The organism is Erwinia sp. JH02 (assembly GCF_013074405.1).
GTDB classification, from domain to species: Bacteria; Pseudomonadota; Gammaproteobacteria; order Enterobacterales; family Enterobacteriaceae; genus Erwinia; species Erwinia rhapontici.
On record NZ_JABANZ010000005.1, the window covers coordinates 480,567 to 499,076 of the forward strand.

Sequence of the window (18,510 nt, forward strand, 5' to 3'; positions counted from 1 at the left end):
AGTCCGGGCACCATATTTAGAAGAACCCGCCTGTGGCGGGTTTTTTGCTTTCTGCGTCACGGACTCTCCATCGAACTGCGTTCGATTACTCGTCTCATCCATGAGACTCGCCCCTCCGGGGCTGGCGCTGAAGCGCCATGCAAAAACGCTCCCGGCGTTTTTGTCCGAGTCCGGGCACCCTATTTAGAAGAACCCGCCTGTGGCGGGTTTTTTGCTTTCTGGGTTACAGACTCTCTTTTCCTTTTTCCTGACTCAGCAAGAAGTAACGCTTCTGCAACTGCTCCAACGCCATTTCCGTCTGCCGTTTCTGTATATCAGAAGAGCTGACCGAGTAAAGACGCAGCTGTTCTTCAACCGGGATCGATCGGTTAAACGCCTGCCTTGCGGTGTATATCACCGACTTCAGTTCGCTGACCGTAATGTATTTCCCGCGCTCGCTGTCGAGCGTATTCAGCTTCGCACTCAGTTGCTGCAACTGCGACATGCCCTTATGCCAGCCGCTCATCACATCTTCGGGTAACGCTGCCGCATTGACCTGCTGTTGCCATTTCTGTACCAGCTTTTTTGCAGCCTCATCTTGCGGCTTGAATGACTGCAACTGGTTGATTAACCCCTGGCCGTAGGATAAAGACCAGTCAGGGCTGTAGCCCTCTACCCGCTCCAGCTGCTGCTGCGTTTGCTCAACAAAGTTTTCCGCCAGTTGAGGCTGACTCTGAAGCAAAGCCTGACGCTGAGCGGGCGATAACGGGGTAGCAAGAGGCATAACGGACGCTTCCAGCTGCAACAACAGCGGAGCCGGAGGAAATACCTTATCCCAGCCCAGCTGTACCGCGCTGCCCAGCACAAGCATGACGCACATCCCCGCCGCAAAGGGCTTCCAGGGCATATTGTTAAACGGTATCTGCATCGCTGCCTTAGACTGCGCCACATAGACCCATCTCACGGGTTCCTCAGTTTCCTTCGGTGTCAGCACTGGAGATTCTGCAACCGGCTCGGGTAACACCACGTCCAGCTTAGCCACCGTACTACTGGTGCCCTTCGCCAGAGGAGTTCCGGCGACTGACGTACTGTTTTTTCCCGCCACGTCACTGTTTTCCAACCGAATGGCAATGCTGTGCATCAACGTGGCCAGTACATCAAACTGACTCAGCTGTTTTAATTCCCGCCGATCCAATACTTCATTCAGACGCGCGAGCAGATGCTCGGCCTGGTACAACTGACTGAGGTTAAGGTCGCTGTAGCTAATCGGAAGCGTGCGCATCAGTTGCTGGATACGTCGGCTCAGGCTACTGAGGATGTCCACCCGCGCGTGTCCCTGCTTCGGCCACAGCGTTTCCCACTTATGGCTAATCAGGGCCTCGAGGATCGCCAGGCCTTCGTTCAACCCGGATAACCCGGCAAGTTGCATGCGAACCTGGGTATACCAGGCGGCTGTCTGTAATTCCACACCGTTGCGTTCAAACAGTGCCAGGCACAATTTTTGTACCCGAGTCCAGTCCACGTCCGGCCGTGCAGAATGAGCGAACTTACTCATTTCATCGTTCAGGGAAATATAGTCCGGCAGCATAGTCGGGTCACCGCCGGTTTTCAGATAACGTTCAGATAATGGGTTCATAGTGGGCTTCTGAGTTAAGAAAATGTATTTATCTATTTAAGAAAGTTCAAAAAAATTATCGTGTTAAATAAGAACAATCAGACAAGCGCACCACAATAACTGCCTGCACTGCCTTCCTCAAAAATAATAATATTTTTTGAACCACTTATTGATATACAATCGGAAACCCTTACTAAGTAAATAGTCATCGCTACATATTCTGACAGTGTTCTGGGAAACAGGCTCACGAAAACTCCTTTTATAAGTTAAATCCTATCATTCCATTAAATATCCCAAAAAATACCCCATCGATTATTCATAACAGAGTTTTAATATCAAGATATTGTGTCATAAGATGACGGATCAGCACCAAAACCTGGGGCATGAGTGCCCTGTTGGCTGTGTTAAACAGAGAGATTAACGGCAGGAGGAACAGATATGAGACGTTGCAAGATCAGGCAGTGAGGAATTGCACGATAGCCACAATAAGCATCAGGCCGACACCTATCACCATTATCCAGCACAGCGCGTAAAAAGGATGATTGTTGCCGTGTCTTGCGATCAAACGCAGCTCGTCAGTCGAAAAAAACCGTAATGAGCGTCGAAAGACGATGAGATAGGCAATACAGTAAAGCAGCCACAAGAATGGCGTCAGCCGGGCCAGATCGCGCCCGCCAGTCAAAAATAAACATAATGGGATAACAAAGAAGAAGATGGCGGCCAGGTTATCCCGACGTTTCAGTTTCTCCCTCCACCGGGCATCGTTCTCTTTAACGGCTTTCTTACTGGGTAACATTGTTACTCTCCTCCTTTGGAACCATTTACCTTCACTTTATTAGCGTATCTGCCTTGATCCAGGCAACAAGGGGAGAGCCTTTTGCATTGATGTAACCCACATTCACCCATTGATTATCAGGTGAACGTTGTATGATCTTTATTTCGTCCCCCGCCACCAAATAGGCCTTAGTTTGACTGTGTTCATCTGCACGGGTGAATAATAAGGCTTTGGACTCTATCGATGCGGCCACCGTCAGGCTATTTACGTAATGGGCTATCTGGCTGCGAACGGCCTTTGCCGATAATTTATTTAATGTAGCCAGTTGCTGGTAGTCATTAATATTACCTTTCCCCGGCACGTCACAACGCATAATATTCATTACCCGGGCATTTCCCATCAGGGCGAAATCCCCTTTCGACTCACGCAGCTTAGGGCGCATTGCGGTAAAGTTAAACGTGTCTGCGTTGGGTTTTTCTGAACTGGCGAGGATATCTTTGCCGCCGACCCACGTGTAACCACACGCCTCACCGCTCCAGTCACTGGTGATGCAGCCATTCTTCATATCAACCACACTGCAATAGGCGCGGTCGCTCCAGGTCACCGTACCATCTTCCTGCCACAACTCCCCACCAGAGATGCTGTTGACGATCAGATAACGCCCGGAGGGGGACACCTGGGAAGAACCGTCTTCAGTGTAATAACGGTCCTCCTGGCTGAGGTCTGCCTGCATATTTTTAGTAGAGAAGACGATTTTCCCCCATGTGTTGGCATCGTAATGCTCCCCTTTTTTCGCCTGAGAAAAGGTTAATACGCCCCCTTCAGGAGAGGTAATCATCACCCCGGCATGACTTATTCCAGAAATTAAAAGAGAGAACAAAAAACAACCCGCATAACGATGCTTAATCATCCACTGACCTTGAAGGAGCAAAAAAGAAGGGGGAAAAGATACCACTCTTATGATGCGCTGACACGATCGCCTGCTGATGAATCGCAACGCGCTCAGCGAGGCAGCTATCATCGTGATAGCTGCTTTTTTTATTTTCCTCTACGGACGTTCTCTCCCTCTTAATGCCCGCTTTACTTTAAATATTCTACTATTTTTCTGCTTCATAACTTTCTTGTCATAATATCACCACAGAGTCTGAATGCGCTTTCGCGCCATATTTAACTACTTGTTAAATATATAATCACCCCTAAAAACCACAGATTCCAGGCGTATCATCACCTCAAGCACGTAACAGGCAGGTAACGTTCTAACTAAAGACAAATTTTTATATTGCCGTGAAGATCTGCACATAAAAAGCACTACGGCTTGTAGGTGTTATTTCGCGATAAAAATTTAATTTTTCGGAAGTTATTGCATAGTCACGTCCAATGATAATAATTGTCGTTATCTTTAACATTCTCATTGGCATCTGAATCTATGTTTAACACCAAGCCCTGCCTGCTCTCTGTGCTGATTGCCAGCACCTGCGCCACCTTCGCTCACGCCGCCACCACCCCTGACGAAAAAACCCTGGTGGTTAGCGCGTCGGATTCCGGTGCAGCGTCATTGCCCGCTTACACCAACAGCGCCACCAAATCGGCGGTGCCGGAAAGTAAAACGCCGCAGGTGATTAACACCGTGGGCAGCAAAGAGATTGCCGCACGCCACGCCAACTCACTGAATGAAATTCTGCGCTATGCGCCGGGCGTCTCCACAGAAACCCGTGGTGCCACCTCGTATATGAGCGAATATAAAATTCGTGGTTTTGCGGTAGATAACTCGTTCTACGACGGGCTGCAGCTACCGTATAACGTCACCGGAAATACCAAAGCCAATATCGACCCAATTCTTATCGACCATGTTGATATCCTGAAAGGCCCGGCCTCGGTGCTGTACGGCAACGGTTCACCGGGCGGTCTGGTGAATATTCAGAGCAAGAAACCGCAGAAAGAACAGAAAACCGAGGTCGGCTTTAACAGCGGCAGCCGGAAACTGCGCGAAGGCTATATCGACAGCACCGGGGCGATTGCCGACAGCGACTGGAGCTACCGCTTTATCGGTAAAGCCAGCGCCGGCGATGACCAGCCGCGCACCACCAAATCCGAAAACTATCTGGTGGCACCGTCCCTGACATGGCAACCCTCGGACAAAACCCGCCTGACATTTGATGCGCAGTACCAGGATATCCCCAGCCTGACGCCGTCGGATACAATGCCGCTGGCCGCGCTGAAAGCCTTAGATTCCTCACACCGCGCCTACGCGGGCGATCGCTGGAGCGGCTTTAAACAGCGCCAGTGGATGCTGGGTTACAGCTTTGAACATGAGTTCGATAACGGCTGGGCCGTCGCCCAGAAGGCACGCTACTTTGACGTCGACACGCATCAGCAAAGCATCTACGCGACCGGCATCACCGATCCAGCGGTCAGCAACACGCAACTGGGTCGTTTTGCCTATACCACTGATGAAGATCTGAAAAGTTTCAACATCGACAACCAGGTGACGAAGCAGTGGGATCTGGGCGACTGGAAACACCACCTGCTGGCGGGTGTGGACTATCAGCGCATGGATTCCCACTTCCACTATAAATATGCTTCTGCCGCCTCACCGGGTATTGATATCAGCAACCCGGATTACAATCAGGTCAATGAGTCGGCGCTGGGCCTGAACACCGCGCAGCTTAACCGCCTGAGTTTTAATCAAACCGGCTACTACTTCCAGGATCAGGTCGAATACGGCAACCTGAGCCTGATCGCCGGACTGCGTTACGACGACTACCGCTCAACCAATACCGATTATTTTGCCAATAACACCAAAACCTGGGTTGATCAGCACCGCCTGACCAAACGCCTCGGCGCGCTCTACACCTTTGATAACGGCATTGCGCCGTTTATCAGCTATTCCGAAGGCTTCAAACCGGTTTCACCCACGGGCAACCTGACCACCGCCAAACCGACCACCAGCCGTCAGCTGGAAGGCGGGGTGAAATACCTGCTGGCCGATTACGCCACCACGGTGACCGCCTCGGTATTTAATATTCGCCAGAAAAATGTGCTGACCTCGGATCTTACCTTCCTGAACTATCGCCAGACCGGGGAAGTGGAGTCAAAAGGCGCAGAGCTGTCGGTGATCAGTCGTCCGACCGAGAATATTAATATCATCGCCAACTACGCCTACACCCACGCGCTGAATACGGAAGATGATAAGTATCAGGGTAAACGCCCGACTCAGGTGGCGGAGAACACCTTCAACCTGTGGGGTGACTACACCGTCGACAGCGGTGCAGTACGCGGCCTGACCGTCGGTGCCGGGGCGCGTTATGTCGGCCCAATGGAAATTTCACTGGCGAACGATCAGGGGAAACTGGGCGGCACCACGCTGTGGGATATGGCCGTGTCTTACAATATGGCGGCGGTGTCTCCGCAGCTGGCCGGGGTGACGCTGAAAGCCAGCGCGCAGAACCTGACCAACAAAGAGACCTTCACCTGCTACGACACCAACAACTGCTGGATCGGTCGTGACCGTACCTGGCAGGCAGGCGTCAGCTACAGCTTCTGATCCCGCGCTCTACAGGCACTCTCCTGGCGGGAGTGCCTTTTTTATTTAGCGCACCGGGTGCTGCGTCCCCGACAGGACCGGCATCGCTTCGCGCATCATCGCCAGAAACATCCGCAATCGTGCCGGATAGTAACGGGCATGCGGATAGACCAGATACACCGGCAACGCAGCGGCCTGCCACTGTGGAGCCAGATGCAGCAAGTCCCCACGGGCAATATCCTCCTGTACCACCCATGACGATGCAATACCCACCCCCATTCCTGCCAGTACGGCATTGCGCAGCGCATACAGACTGTCGGTCAGCAGACGTGGCCGGATATCAAAACGCTGGTTCTCCCCACTCGGAAGCTGCGTCAGCGACACGCTGTGACGGTAAAAAGTGCTGAGCGCCAGCCAGGGCAGATCCTGCAACTGTTGCGGATGCCGGGGCAGCTCCCCCGAAGGCAGCAGCGACGGTGCACCAATCACAATGCGCGGCACTTCGGCCACCAGCAGGGCCACCACCGAGGGTTCCGTCACCGGACCGACGTGCACCGCACAATCAATGCCTTCGGCAATAAAGTCCGGGTGCCGATCGCTGAGCATCCACTCGACGGTCATCTGAGGGTAGCGTTGTAAGTAGCGCTGCAAAGGCCCAATCATCTGGTCCTGGCCAAAGGCATGCGGGGCCAGCACACGCAGCACGCCCTGCGGCTCTTCCGTTACGCCGCGCAGATCGTCCTCAATGCCCTGCCAGCTTTCCAGCAACGTTCTGGCATGGGCGTAACAGCGTTCGCCATCTTCCGTCAGCTTCATCACGTGCGTGGTACGCTGCAATAGCTTCAGCCCCAGCAGTTTTTCCAGGGTTTGCAGGCGGCGGCTGACGGTGGGCTGGCTGGTTCCCAGACGTGCCGCCGCCGCCGACAGATTGCCGGCTTCCACAATGCGCACAAAAGTCTGCATCAGTTCTATACGGTCAACGCCGGGAAATTGAGATATGTTCATACGCCTATCGTATAACAGTTCTACCAGGCAGGCGACTACCCTCTAACGCAGCGGCGCATAATAATAGCGCCAACTTCACTGACACACAGGCTGTTCACCATGTCGACTCACACCGCTTCTTTACCGCAGCCACTCTCCGGCCCCACCGTGCTGATGCTGGCCAGCGGCGCTGGCTTTAGCGTGGCATCCATCTACTACAGCCAGCCGATGCTGGAAATCTTATCGCGCCAGCTTCATGCCAGCGTCACCACCAGCGGCCTGGTGCCGACGTTGACGCAAATGGGTTATGCCCTCGGCATCCTGCTGCTGGCGCCACTGGGGGATCGCCACGATCGCCGCACCATTATCACTCTCAAAGGTATGTTGCTGACGCTGGCCCTGCTGCTCAGCGCCGCCGCCGGCAATATGATGGTGCTGCTGGCCGCCAGCCTGGCGATTGGCATCACCGCGACAATGGCACAAGATATCGTTCCGGCTTCTGCCAGCCTGTCGCCGGAGGCACAGCGCGGTAAAACGGTGGGCACGGTGATGACCGGGCTGCTGCTTGGCATTTTGCTGTCCAGAGTGGTGAGCGGGCTGGTGGCGCAGTACTTCGGCTGGCGCGTCATGTTTGTGCTCGCCGCCCTGCTGGTGCTGATGATTACCCTGGTGCTGTGGCGTCGCCTGCCGCATATCGCCCCCAGCACCTCGCTGGGTTACCCGGCGCTGTTGGCATCAATGCGCCACCTGTGGATGCACCACGGTGAGCTGCGCCGCGCCACGCTGGCGCAGGGGTTGCTCTCTGTCGGTTTCAGCGCGTTCTGGTCGACACTGGCGGTGATGCTGCACAGCCGTTATGGCCTGGGCAGCGCCACGGCAGGGGCGTTTGGCCTGGCGGGTGCCGCAGGCGCAATGGCGGCACCGCTGGCGGGAATGATGGCCGACCGCCGCGGCCCGGCGCTGGTTACGCAGTTCAGCACTGCCCTCGCCACGCTCTCTTTTGCTGCCCTGTTTTTACTGCCGCTGCTGCCGGTTTCCGCCCAGCTGGCGCTGATTGTTATCTCGGCTATCGGCTTTGATTTTGGCGTGCAGGCGACGCTGGTTTCCCATCAGACGCTGATCTTCGGGCTGGAACCCGCCGCCCGCAGCCGCCTGAATGCGCTGATGTTTACCGGGGTATTTATCGGTATGGCGGTCGGTTCGGCGCTGGGCAGTCTGTTGCTGGAAAAGGCGGGCTGGCCGGGCGTGGTCGCCCTGCTGACACTGGCCGGAGCGGGCAGTTTTATCGTGCGGATGAATGCCCGCCGCCTGATGAAGTCTGCCCATAAAACAAGACAAGCATAAATCCGTAATGGCTGACCCTGAGTTTCGGTCAGCCAGTATTGCTGACCTGGACCCTGGTACAAACCCTCAGCACGGGTCGATCGGAAAAAATGATCGACCCGTGCGGCTGTTACTCAGCGAGTTTTTTGTAGAAGTCATCCCACTGCTGACGGTACACATCAAGCTGCTTGAGCCCGCTCTCTATAGAGGATTGCGCCATCTTGTCAGGATTCGGCGTGTTGTTAATCACATCGGCAAAGGCACTGAACGCAGCCTCCATATTTTTACTGAGTGTTGTCGCCGCCATCATCGCCACCAGTTCAAGCTGCGGTCGGGCGGTGCCGCTCTTCACCTGCTCAAGATAGTCACGCGCATCAGCCTGCATCGCACGGGTGCCGTACTGGTTAGCCACATCCAGCATCCCCTGTGCCGACAGGAGCGTTCGCTCTTCGCGAAAGGCAATCTTGTCATCAATCATCGCATCAACAATATCGGTTGCCTGCTGTTGGTTATCGGGTGAGACATATTTCTCCACCAGCTTATGCAGCTTGGCCTGGGTTAACGTCAGGGCCATCGCCTCCGAGGTGTCTGAATTATCGTACTGATTACGCCCCACCTGACCATCCGTTATCACCTGATGCAGCGCGGCGGCAAAGCTGTCCATGCTGGCCTGGGTAGGGTCAGCGGTCATCTTCAGCAGTGGGCTGAAGGTGCGGGCATCCCAGTTGGTTTGCGGATCGTTAAACAACGCATACCCCAGATTTATCGACGGGGTCTGGTTGGCTGATTTACTGGCCAGCAGGTCCTTAACCTGGTGTTCCTGCTGTTCCAGTTGCTCTGCCGTTAAGGGTTCGGTGGAAACCTGCGCCAGTCGTGCTCTGCCTTCCGGCGAGATCACCACCATGCTGGCAGGCAAGGTTTTTCCGGTAATGCTCTCGGTTTGAGAAGAGGTTGCTGCTTCCACTGCGGTTGTGGCGATGTACCCTCTTGCCACGCTGTCGGTCACTCCACTGATAACGCCCATAATGCCCTCTACGGTTTTTTCTTCGGTAGAGCAATTAATCGGCAATATGTAAGAATTCTTTACCAAATAACGTCAGAACCCTGACATTCAGCAGGTCATTTATGACAGCGTCAGGCTACCGTAGGCCGATGACCAGTCGTGGTCAAAACGCTGCAGTGCGCTGTCCACCGCCGGATCAAGCAGGAACAGTTCCGCCACATCCGGATCGACGGTGATCGCCTGACACCCGGCGAGCATACAGTCCAGCACCTGGCGCGGCGTACGGAAGCTGGCGGCCAGCACTTTGCTCTGTGGGCAGTGGAGGCCCAGCAAGGTTTGCAGCTCCCTGACCAGCGCAATGCCGTCGCCGCCCTGCGCATCAATACGGTTAACATAGGGAGCAATGTAGCTGGCCCCGGCCAGCGCCGCGTAAAAGCCCTGCCCGGCTCCGTATACTGCCGTGCCCAGCGTCGGGATATTCTGCTGCGTCAGTAATTTAATTGCGGTCAGGCCCTGGTGGGTTACTGGCACCTTTACCACCAGCGACGGCACGATTTCGCGCAACTGTAACGCCTCATCCACCATGGCAGATGCCTCATGCGCAATCACCTGAGCGAACAGCGTGCTGTCGGCAGGCAGAATCGTCACCAGCTCCTGCAACACGCTGCTGAGCGGGCGCTTACTGCGAGCGACAATACTGGGATTGGTGGTCACACCCTTTATCGGCAGCACTGCTGCCAGGCGCTTTACCACTGCCACATCTGCCGTATCTAAATAGAATTCCATCACATCCTCCGGGAGACCACGCTGAGAAGTTTCATATGAAACTATTTTTGCTTTCGCAGTACGATAAATGAAATATTCCCGATGAAATTTGATCGCCGTCACGCTTATCAAGGCAGAAGAAAACAATAAAAAACCAAAACAAACATTTTTAAAACAGTTAGTTAGATACTGATGGTTGTGGTGTATTGCGATTGGTGAAAGTGACCTTTCACCAGGCGGGAAATAACGTAACAAAGCAGCGCGAATATGAAAGCGCTATCAGGCCTTCAGCACCCTCACCCCCTGTTGCACGAGGGCGTTTTCAAAGTTTAGCAGCAGCCCGGCGTCAGTGATCACCGTATCGATATCGCTGTGCTTCGCCACGTTATACGGGAACAACTTGCCGAACTTGCCCGATTCGGCAATCACGTAATTCTGCACCCGCTTCTCTATCGCCAGCCGGATGTTTTCAGCGCGCATAATGTCACGCCCCGTAAAGCCATAATCCGGGTTGTAGCCATCAATACCGATAAACACCTTGTTGAAATTGATGTTGTTGATACACAGGTGGGTCAGCGGCCCGACCAGGCATTCGCTGCGCTTTTGCAGCACCCCGCCTATCAACACCACATCCTGATGGCAGTTTTTCAGCTCGTTAGCGACATAAACACAAGGGGTTACCACCGTGACATCCAGGCCTGAACGGCCAATCTCCCGGGCAAAATGTGCATTGCTGCTACCGGCTTCAATAAACAGCGTGTCCCCTTCTGACAATAGCGCCAGCGCCCGCTTTGCCATGGCTTCTTTGGTGGAAAAGTTACTGCTGACACGCTCAGAGAGATCGTTAAGTGACACCGCATAACCGTGAGCACGGCTGAGATAATGCAGGCTTTCCAGTTCAGCCAGGTCTTTGCGGATCGTCACGCCAGAGACACCGTTAATCTGCGCCAGCTCATTAATGCTGACCTTTCCCTTCTCTTCCACCCGATCGAGAATACGCCGGTGACGCTGTTTCATAGGGACCCTCTCCGTCTGTGATTACTTTCATCAGTAATCCTTTCCTTTCATATTATGTAAGCAGCGTGCGGATCACAATCTGATGCCCGTCGAAAATCACTGCCTCTTTTCGAGGTAGGTTTTTCCCCTTACAGGTACTTTCATCGCTAACAGCATCCAGTAACAGTACAAAAAGCACCAGACAGGGGATAAATAACCCAATAACGGCTCAGCCTCAGCAAGCACACAAATAAAAGGGGAACGCACGGAAAAAAGCTGCCTCTTTTTACCTTCAGTCTTTCCACCGATGATAAGGCAGTATTTTACCTTTTTTACTCAGGGGACCCGATGATTAAAATGATTGCTGTGGATATGGACGGCACCTTCCTCGATGACAACAAAACCTACAACAAAGCGCGATTTTTAGCGCAATACCAGCAACTGAAAAAGCAGAACATCAAGTTTGTGGTCGCCAGCGGCAACCAGTATTACCAGCTCATCAGCTTCTTCCCGGAAATACGGGATGAGATCGCTTTTGTCTCCGAAAACGGTGCCAATATTGTCGACTGTGGTAAGACCTTGTTCTGTGGCGAGTTAAGTGAAGCGCATCTGGAAAAAGTGCTGGCGGTGCTGGCCAGGCTGCCTTACGCCCATACCGTGGTCTGCGGGCCGCGCAGCGCCTATATGCTCAACAGCGCACCCGAATCACTGGTAACACTGATGTCGCAGCACTATCACCGCCTGGAACTGCGCGATGATTTCAGCGCGCTCAATGACACCATCTTCAAGTTCTCACTGAATCTGGCCGATGAAAAAATCCCGGAACTGATGGCACATATCGGCCATGCGCTCGATGGCATCGTCACACCGGTTTCCAGCGGCTTCGGGTTTGTTGACCTGATCATTCCTGGCATCCACAAAGCGCACGGATTGGCGCTACTGCAACGTCAGTGGCAGATTGCCGACAATGAAGTGGTGGCCGTCGGTGACAGCGGTAACGATATTGAGATGGTGGCACACGCCGGTTATGGCTTTGCGATGGCGAATGCGCAACCCGCCGTGAAGCAGGTAGCGCAATATCACACCGAGAGTAACAACCATGAAGGCGCGCTGAATGTGATTGAACGGGTGTTAAGCGGTCAGGTCGGTTAAACGCAGGGGGCGCCCCCTGAGAGATCCCAGAAATGTTTTCTGGCTGAATGCATAGCACACGGGCTGGGGCCAGTTTGAGCACGCCGGATCGGCAAAAGACGCATCCCTGCGGGCCTCGGCACGCGGCGTCCTGCCGCGTGACGTCCGGCTTACCTCAAACTGGCCCCATCCCCTAAACATTCGTTCCCGCTGTGGGTTTTAAAAACAGCCACGCAAATGCCAGCAGGTGAAGGAGGAAGGGCTGATTGCAGCAGGCTGCCGGCCAGGGAAGGCCGGCCGCCAGGCCACAGGGACGTGTTTATGCCGGTGCAGCAAGCAACCCTTCCTCCGGGAACCGGTTAACAGGCTGCCCGCAATAACGCCCTGGTCATTTTTCTCGGGAGCACTCAGGGGGCTGACCGAAACAGAGGGTCAGGCCCTACAGGAACAGGCGATCGAGGGAATCCTGCTGTACTTGCTGATACAGCGTAAACTCATCGAGCACCTGAGCCCCCAGCGCCTGCTCAAACGCCGCCTGGCTGGGGTTACCGCTGCTGATATTGCTCGTGTCGCTCCCCAGATTCGACTGAAAAATCCCGGCCGCACTGACCGGTAGAAAATCTTCGTAGATAATCGGTTCGGCAATGACCGCACCCCGGGCAATCTGGCTCTCCAGATCGTCACCCGGTAATGCGGCTATTTCCGGATGACGACGATAACGGTAAAAAGCCAGCTGCTGCTGACGCAACTGGTCAGCATCATCCGGGAAGGCGTTAAATACCGCGCTCAAATGACGCTGATGACTGTCGTTATCCCCGTGTTTTTCCGCTGAGGCTTCACGCAGCAGGCGATCATACAGCTCGCGACCCTTGCGCGTCAGCGCCACGCCGCGCTGCTCAATTTCCCCAAAACGGGCAGTATGCGTACCCGCCGTCTGGTCGGTAAAATCAATCGCTTCATTCAGCGCTTTAAAACTGGTTTGCCGCAGCAGGATCGGACAATGTCGTGCAGGCGGGCCTTCGATGGTCTCTTTCGGCGTGATGCCATATTCCGGCATCAGCTGCTGTACAAGGTCGATATCCAGCGTGCGCGGCGTCAGATGGTTGATATGCGGCCCACGGAAACACACCACATCGGCGATCAGACGATGCTGTGCCAGCAACGTGTTATAGGTACGGAGGTCGACCGAAGCCTGATGATGCCAGCGGAAAGTTTCCAGCGCTTCCTGGACAAATTCGTCCGCCTGCGCATCGTCCAGACCGCCCTGCTGCTGCCATCGCGTCAGCAATTCGCGTAGCCGCGACGTGAAGATATCGCGCCGGGCCAGAATCTCACTCACCTGCTGGCGCAACGCCGGATCCTCAATCAACTCCAGCCGCAGCAGTGAGGTAAACACGCGAAACGGATTGATTTGCAGTGCCTCTTCCGTCACCGGGCGAAACGCGGTGGAGTGCACCGGCACCCCGGCCGCCGTGAGATCGTAATACCCCACCGCCGACATCCCCATCACGGCAAACAGCTGCCGCAGAGTGGCCAGTTCCTGCGCCGTCCCCACGCGAATGGCGCCGTGGCGTTCCACGCTCAGGCGATTCACTTCCTGGGGCCACTGATCTGCATTCAATGCGCCAGGATGCTGCGCCAATGCCTGCTGATTCACCTCGCGCACCAGCTGCAACAGCGTGCCATATTGAGGAACTTCCTTTTGATACATCGCCGACATCGCTTTGGAAAAGCGGTCACGAATACGGTCTGCGCTGATAACTCTGTGACTCATTGCGGCTCTCCTGAGTGTCCTGTTCACCATCCCACAGGAAGGATAGCGATGGCTCCGGTGGCTAAGTGTTAGTTTCATCACAGATTGTAGACAGAGAATGAAAATGTCATTGCAGCCGCAGCCATAATTGAGACAAAATCTTCTTATTACGAAATATTTCATACCGTATTTCGTTAACAAACACTCTGGATTGTTACTGTTTGCCCGCTAACGGGCTGGCAGGCAAAACCTGAAGCGTTTTTCTTCTTGCTGAAAAAGCGGAAAGAAAAGCTATTCAGGTTTTTTTTTGCCTTCAGAAAAGTTGGCAGCAAGAAAATATAAGAGGAATGGTATTCATAAAAGAAAAAAAATAAAAACAAATCGTTGATTTAAAGAGTGTTATCTGCTTTCGCACCCACTCTCAATTTTATGCCCGTTAGCGGTACGACTGGCAGGGATTCCGCATGCCTTTTATTTATCATGCAACACCTGGGAAACTAAAAAAATGAAAAAACACTCATTAAAAATAATAGCCGTTCTTATTACTTCTGCACTGTTTCCAAACCATGTTCTTGCCGCTAAATTAACGCTGGAACAGCGTCTGGAATTACTGGAAAAAGAGTTACAGCGAACCCAAACGGAATTCAGCGAATATAAAGCACAGCATGAGCAGCCCGCTATGGCTAAACGTGCGGCGCCCGCCAGCACGCCGAATGCCGCCCCTGTCGCGGTCAGCGCCAGCTCTACGGTTGACGTCGCCAGTACCTCTGCGGGTGGCGAAAGTAGCCAGCCAGTCACTCTGAAAGACATCAGCCAGTATGTGAAAGATGATATCGGCTTCACCTACTCCGGCTACCTGCGCAGCGGCTGGGCAACCGGCAACAACGGCTCCCCACAGTCCTATGCTATCGGCTCCGTCGGGCGCTTTGGTAATGAGCACAGCGGCTGGTTTGACTTACTGCTGAAACAGCGCGTGTATAACCAGAATGGAAAAACCGCCGAAGCCATTGTCAAACTGGATGGTAACGTCAGCCAGCAGTATGGTTCCGGCTGGTTTGGCGACAACACCGGCAATGAAAACCTGCTGCAGTTCTCCGATATCTACCTGACCACCAAAGGTTTCCTGCCGTTTGCGCCCGAAGCTGACTTCTGGGTGGGTAAACATACCCTACCGGTCTATGAAATCCAGATGCTCGACTGGAAAAGCGTGCGCACCGACGTCGGCGGCGGCGTAGGTATTGAAAACCTGGCGGCCGGACCGGGCAAGGTTGATCTGTCACTGACCCGTGAAGATATCGACGTTTACTCGCGCGATCTCGCCAATAAGACGCAAATGAATACCAACTCTGTCGAGGTCCGCTACAAAGATCTGCCACTGTGGGATAGCGCAACGCTGACCATGATGGGTAAATATTCGATGGCGAATAAAACCGACGAGCAGAAAAACAATGAAGACAGCAACAGCTTCTATACGCTGAAAGACGCATGGCTGGCCACCGCCATCGTGCGCCAGCAGCTCTACAACAAAGGCTTTAACGACTTCAGCCTGCAGGCCGGTAACAACTCCTTCGCCAGCAGCTTCGCCAATTACAACGGTGCAAGCTCCAATGTCAGCTATAACGGCTACTATTATGGCGACCACACTAACGGCACCGCGTTCCGCGCCATCTCCCAGGGTGAAATGTACCTGAGCGATAAGATCATTATGGCGAATGCGCTGGTCTACTCACGCGGTAACGATGTCTACAGCTACGAAAGTGGTTCACACAGCGATTTCGAAAGCCTGCGTACCGTGGTGCGCCCGGCCTGGATCTGGGACAGCTACAATCAGACCGGTGTGGAACTGGGCTGGTTTACTCAGACCAACAAAACGCAGTCAGGTGAGAATCTGAAAGAATCTGGCTATAAAACGACGCTGTATCACGCGCTGAAAGTCGATACCAGCATCCTGAACTCACGCCCGGAGATCCGTTTCTACGGTACGTATTTGCATGTACTGGATAATGAGCTGTCAAATTACAGCTTCCAGGACAGCAAAAACGATCAGTTCACGCTGGGCGTTCAGGCGGAAGTCTGGTGGTAATCTGCCCCTGATTTTCTTAACCGATAAGGAAGTAACTGATGAAGAAGTCTGCCGTTGCACTGCTGCTCTCAGGCCTGGTACTGGGGGCATCGCTCCCGGCCTTTTCCGCGACGCTGCCCGCTGATTTCCCTGTATTCCCGCCGCAGGACCGGGCGGTGAATCAGTACGTGACCCAGGTGAATGCTGACCACAGCATCACCTTCCGGTTGTTCGCACCGCAGGCGCAAAAAGTCTCGGTGTTTACCGGGGCCACGCCGGATAGCTATGTCTCGCATCCGATGGTGAAGGACGCCAGCGGGGTCTGGAGTTTCCGCTCAGCGGTGCAGGCACCGAATCTGTATGAGTACTTCTTCAGTGTTGATGGTTTCCGCAGTATCGATACCGGTACGGCGTATGCCAAACCCCAGCGCCAGGTGAACACCAGCCTGATCCTGGTGCCGGGCAGCATTCTCGATGTGCGCAATGTGCCTCATGGTGAACTGCGTACGCTGACTTATCACTCACCCCAGTTGAAGCGCGAGCGTCAGGTCGCGGTCTGGACACCGCCGGGTTACGACGGAAAAGGCGCCCCGCTACCGGTGCTCTATTTTTATCATGGCTTTGGTGACAGTCTGCGCTCGGCCATCGATCAGGGCCGTGTGCCGGAAATGATGGATAACCTGCTGGCAGAGGGAAAAATCAAACCGATGCTGGTGGTGATCCCGGATACCGAAACCGATACCGCCACCACCACGCCGGAAGCGTACGTGCCGCAGGAGCGCCGTAAGCTGTTCTACCCGCTGAATGCGGCGGCGGCTGACCGTGAACTGATCCACGATATTATCCCGCTGATAAACCAGCGTTTTAATGTCCGTCATGATGCGAACGGACGCGCACTGGCGGGCCTGTCGCAGGGAGGATATCAGGCGCTGGTGTCGGGTCTCAGTCATCTGGACAGTTTCAGTGCGCTGGCGACTCTTAGCGGTGTGAGCACCACCACTGTTCCGAATGACAAGGTGGCGGCACAGCTGGAAAAACCGGATCAGATTAACCGTCAGTTGAAAAACTTTACCGTTGTGGTTGGCGAGAATGACACCATTACCGGTAAAGATATCGCCGGGCTGAAGCAAACGCTTGAAGAGAAAGGGGTGAAGTTCGATTATCACGCCTGGCCGAAGCTGGGGCACGAAATGGATGTCTGGCGACCGGCCTACGCGGAGTTTGTCCAGAAACTGTTCCGTTAAGCGGCTATCGCGTTTCTTTTCACAAACAGGGAGTGTTGCTTTATATTGCGCTTTCAGGCGGGTCACACCAGGGTGGCCCGCCTGAATGACTGAGGGGGAGAAGCATGTCACCACCACGTATTGGCGTCGGAGTCTTAATTTTCCGTGATGGCCAGGTATTACTGGGAAAGCGTAAAGGCAGCCACGGCGCAGGCGACTGGTCTGCACCCGGTGGGCACCTTGAATTTGGGGAAACACCGCAGCAGTGTGCGGAACGTGAAGCGCTGGAAGAGTGCGGACTAGTCATTGGTGACTGTGTCACCGGACCGTTTACCAACGATATTTTTCCGGCAGAACAGAAGCACTATGTCACGCTGTTTATGCTGGCTTACCACGCCACTGGCACACCGGAATGTCGCGAACCGGACAAATGTGAAGGCTGGCAGTGGTGCGATCCGGCGGCACTGCCGCAGCCGCTGTTCGCCCCACTAAGTTCATTACTGAAACAGGTTGATCTGGTCACCCTCAGCCGCGGGCATTAACGTTCCATTCGTTCAGCCAGCCAGTCCGCATCCAGCAGGCGTGCGGCGGCCGCGTCGAGATAGAGCGTGCAGTTGGCATGGCGCTGCAATACAGAAGCAGGCAACGCTTCCACGGGGGGCTCCATCAGCATCCGCCGGACTATCTCGGCTTTATTCTCACCGTTGATCAGCACCCTGATATGCCGCGCCTGCATAATGGTGTGAATGCCAAAGCTCAGGTAGCTGTCGGGAACATTTTCCTCCGATCCCACTTCCTGCACTAAAGCCGCCATCAGTACACCGTGGCAGCGATCGACCTCAATTTCACGCGTCAGCGTGTCGAACGGCGTGCCCGGCAGGTTCGCGGCAATATGTCCATCCTGCCCCACCCCCAGCAGCAGCAGATCCAGCCCGCCGTCAGCGGCAATCGCGGCATCCTGCTGCGCAACGTTGGCCAGGGTTAACGGATGGATGCGTTGTGGCGGGATGCCCGCCGGGGTCAGCAGATGTCGGTCAATATGCTGATAAATCACCCCTGGCTGCTGCTCACGACCGCGCAGCGGAACATCATCCTGCAGATAATAGTGCACCTGCTGTCCGGCGTTTTCTGCCTGTAACCGTGCGACCAGATGCTGATACAGCCGCAGCGGCGATGAACCGCCTGTCGGGGCGAAATTACAACGTCCTCCCTGATTCAGCTCAGTAAAAATATCTGCCGCGGCCTGCTGGCTCAGGGCTTCATGATCGTCGAATAACCGTATTTTCATTTTTTCATTCCCTTGTTACGGACCGGATGACAATAAGATGAATGCTTCTGATAACCACTGCAACAATAATAACTAAAGGGATAATTCTCT

15 protein-coding genes are annotated in these 18,510 nt (G+C 54.3%); 6 read left to right on the top strand and 9 right to left on the bottom strand.

Annotated features, from left to right (window positions below):
• Nucleotides 1-223 precede the first annotated feature (223 nt).
• The 3 genes from HHI26_RS14860 to HHI26_RS14870 form a co-directional block, all read right to left on the bottom strand.
• Complete coding sequence (locus HHI26_RS14860; protein WP_171149290.1) at nt 224-1,615, bottom strand: VasL domain-containing protein; 1,392 nt, start codon at nt 1,613-1,615, stop codon at nt 224-226.
• Between the two features lie 433 nt (nt 1,616-2,048).
• On the bottom strand, nt 2,049-2,390 hold the full coding sequence (locus HHI26_RS14865; protein ID WP_167864314.1) for a hypothetical protein: 342 nt from the start codon (nt 2,388-2,390) through the stop codon (nt 2,049-2,051).
• Between the two features lie 31 nt (nt 2,391-2,421).
• Nucleotides 2,422-3,390, bottom strand: coding sequence for a hypothetical protein (locus HHI26_RS14870; RefSeq protein ID WP_167864313.1), 969 nt, complete (start codon nt 3,388-3,390; stop codon nt 2,422-2,424).
• A gap of 405 nt (nt 3,391-3,795) precedes the next feature.
• On the opposite strand from HHI26_RS14870, the gene HHI26_RS14875 reads away from it, so the two are divergent.
• The gene (locus HHI26_RS14875; protein ID WP_171149291.1) at nt 3,796-5,913 is read left to right on the top strand and encodes a TonB-dependent siderophore receptor; all 2,118 of its coding nucleotides are present in this window, start codon (nt 3,796-3,798) and stop codon (nt 5,911-5,913) included.
• A 45-nt stretch (nt 5,914-5,958) separates the two neighbouring features.
• On the opposite strand, the gene HHI26_RS14880 is transcribed toward HHI26_RS14875, so the two are convergent.
• A complete protein-coding gene (locus tag HHI26_RS14880) occupies nt 5,959-6,897 on the bottom strand; it encodes a LysR family transcriptional regulator (RefSeq protein ID WP_197931295.1) in 939 nt (312 codons plus the stop codon).
• A 99-nt stretch (nt 6,898-6,996) separates the two neighbouring features.
• Here HHI26_RS14880 and HHI26_RS14885 point away from each other — a divergent pair, with 99 nt between their 5' ends.
• Nucleotides 6,997-8,220: an MFS transporter gene (locus tag HHI26_RS14885; protein ID WP_238337028.1), complete on the top strand. Its 1,224-nt coding sequence runs from the start codon at nt 6,997-6,999 to the stop codon at nt 8,218-8,220.
• A gap of 109 nt (nt 8,221-8,329) precedes the next feature.
• Here HHI26_RS14885 and HHI26_RS14890 read toward each other — a convergent pair whose 3' ends face one another.
• The 3 genes from HHI26_RS14890 to HHI26_RS14900 all read right to left on the bottom strand — a co-directional run bounded on the left by HHI26_RS14890 (nt 8,330) and on the right by HHI26_RS14900 (nt 10,984).
• The gene (locus tag HHI26_RS14890; protein WP_227535199.1) at nt 8,330-9,268 is read right to left on the bottom strand and encodes a hypothetical protein; all 939 of its coding nucleotides are present in this window, start codon (nt 9,266-9,268) and stop codon (nt 8,330-8,332) included.
• A 54-nt stretch (nt 9,269-9,322) separates the two neighbouring features.
• Nucleotides 9,323-9,988, bottom strand: a complete 666-nt coding sequence (fsa, locus tag HHI26_RS14895; RefSeq protein ID WP_133842592.1) for a fructose-6-phosphate aldolase — start codon at nt 9,986-9,988, stop codon at nt 9,323-9,325.
• 258 nt (nt 9,989-10,246) lie between these two features.
• The gene (locus HHI26_RS14900; RefSeq protein WP_133842593.1) at nt 10,247-10,984 is read right to left on the bottom strand and encodes a DeoR/GlpR family DNA-binding transcription regulator; all 738 of its coding nucleotides are present in this window, start codon (nt 10,982-10,984) and stop codon (nt 10,247-10,249) included.
• A 327-nt stretch (nt 10,985-11,311) separates the two neighbouring features.
• Here HHI26_RS14900 and HHI26_RS14905 point away from each other — a divergent pair, with 327 nt between their 5' ends.
• Entirely contained in the window at nt 11,312-12,115 is an 804-nt protein-coding gene (locus HHI26_RS14905) for a Cof-type HAD-IIB family hydrolase (RefSeq protein ID WP_171149292.1), read from the top strand.
• Between the two features lie 418 nt (nt 12,116-12,533).
• Here the strand turns inward: HHI26_RS14905 and HHI26_RS14910 are convergent, their stop codons facing one another.
• The gene (locus HHI26_RS14910; protein WP_171149293.1) at nt 12,534-13,868 is read right to left on the bottom strand and encodes a VOC family protein; all 1,335 of its coding nucleotides are present in this window, start codon (nt 13,866-13,868) and stop codon (nt 12,534-12,536) included.
• A gap of 484 nt (nt 13,869-14,352) precedes the next feature.
• Here HHI26_RS14910 and HHI26_RS14915 point away from each other — a divergent pair, with 484 nt between their 5' ends.
• The 3 genes from HHI26_RS14915 to HHI26_RS14925 all read left to right on the top strand — a co-directional run bounded on the left by HHI26_RS14915 (nt 14,353) and on the right by HHI26_RS14925 (nt 17,674).
• Nucleotides 14,353-15,930: a carbohydrate porin gene (locus HHI26_RS14915; RefSeq protein ID WP_133842596.1), complete on the top strand. Its 1,578-nt coding sequence runs from the start codon at nt 14,353-14,355 to the stop codon at nt 15,928-15,930.
• Between the two features lie 38 nt (nt 15,931-15,968).
• Nucleotides 15,969-17,153, top strand: a complete 1,185-nt coding sequence (locus HHI26_RS14920; RefSeq protein WP_171149294.1) for an alpha/beta hydrolase-fold protein — start codon at nt 15,969-15,971, stop codon at nt 17,151-17,153.
• A gap of 104 nt (nt 17,154-17,257) precedes the next feature.
• The gene (locus HHI26_RS14925; RefSeq protein ID WP_133842598.1) at nt 17,258-17,674 is read left to right on the top strand and encodes an NUDIX hydrolase; all 417 of its coding nucleotides are present in this window, start codon (nt 17,258-17,260) and stop codon (nt 17,672-17,674) included.
• On the opposite strand, the gene HHI26_RS14930 is transcribed toward HHI26_RS14925, so the two are convergent.
• Nucleotides 17,671-18,420: a 6-phosphogluconolactonase gene (locus tag HHI26_RS14930; RefSeq protein WP_133842599.1), complete on the bottom strand. Its 750-nt coding sequence runs from the start codon at nt 18,418-18,420 to the stop codon at nt 17,671-17,673. The genes HHI26_RS14925 and HHI26_RS14930 overlap by 4 nt on opposite strands.
• Nucleotides 18,421-18,510 lie beyond the last annotated feature (90 nt).

Coding starts and splice junctions, on each gene's coding strand:
- HHI26_RS14860 (WP_171149290.1), bottom strand. CDS start 1,615: ATGAACCCATTATCTGAACGTTATCTGAAAACCGGCGGTGACCCGACT.
- HHI26_RS14865 (WP_167864314.1), bottom strand. CDS start 2,390: ATGTTACCCAGTAAGAAAGCCGTTAAAGAGAACGATGCCCGGTGGAGG.
- HHI26_RS14870 (WP_167864313.1), bottom strand. CDS start 3,390: ATGATAGCTGCCTCGCTGAGCGCGTTGCGATTCATCAGCAGGCGATCG.
- HHI26_RS14875 (WP_171149291.1), top strand. CDS start 3,796: ATGTTTAACACCAAGCCCTGCCTGCTCTCTGTGCTGATTGCCAGCACC.
- HHI26_RS14880 (WP_197931295.1), bottom strand. CDS start 6,897: ATGAACATATCTCAATTTCCCGGCGTTGACCGTATAGAACTGATGCAG.
- HHI26_RS14885 (WP_238337028.1), top strand. CDS start 6,997: ATGTCGACTCACACCGCTTCTTTACCGCAGCCACTCTCCGGCCCCACC.
- fsa (WP_133842592.1), bottom strand. CDS start 9,988: ATGGAATTCTATTTAGATACGGCAGATGTGGCAGTGGTAAAGCGCCTG.
- HHI26_RS14900 (WP_133842593.1), bottom strand. CDS start 10,984: ATGAAACAGCGTCACCGGCGTATTCTCGATCGGGTGGAAGAGAAGGGA.
- HHI26_RS14905 (WP_171149292.1), top strand. CDS start 11,312: ATGATTAAAATGATTGCTGTGGATATGGACGGCACCTTCCTCGATGAC.
- HHI26_RS14910 (WP_171149293.1), bottom strand. CDS start 13,868: ATGAGTCACAGAGTTATCAGCGCAGACCGTATTCGTGACCGCTTTTCC.
- HHI26_RS14915 (WP_133842596.1), top strand. CDS start 14,353: ATGAAAAAACACTCATTAAAAATAATAGCCGTTCTTATTACTTCTGCA.
- HHI26_RS14920 (WP_171149294.1), top strand. CDS start 15,969: ATGAAGAAGTCTGCCGTTGCACTGCTGCTCTCAGGCCTGGTACTGGGG.
- HHI26_RS14925 (WP_133842598.1), top strand. CDS start 17,258: ATGTCACCACCACGTATTGGCGTCGGAGTCTTAATTTTCCGTGATGGC.
- HHI26_RS14930 (WP_133842599.1), bottom strand. CDS start 18,420: ATGAAAATACGGTTATTCGACGATCATGAAGCCCTGAGCCAGCAGGCC.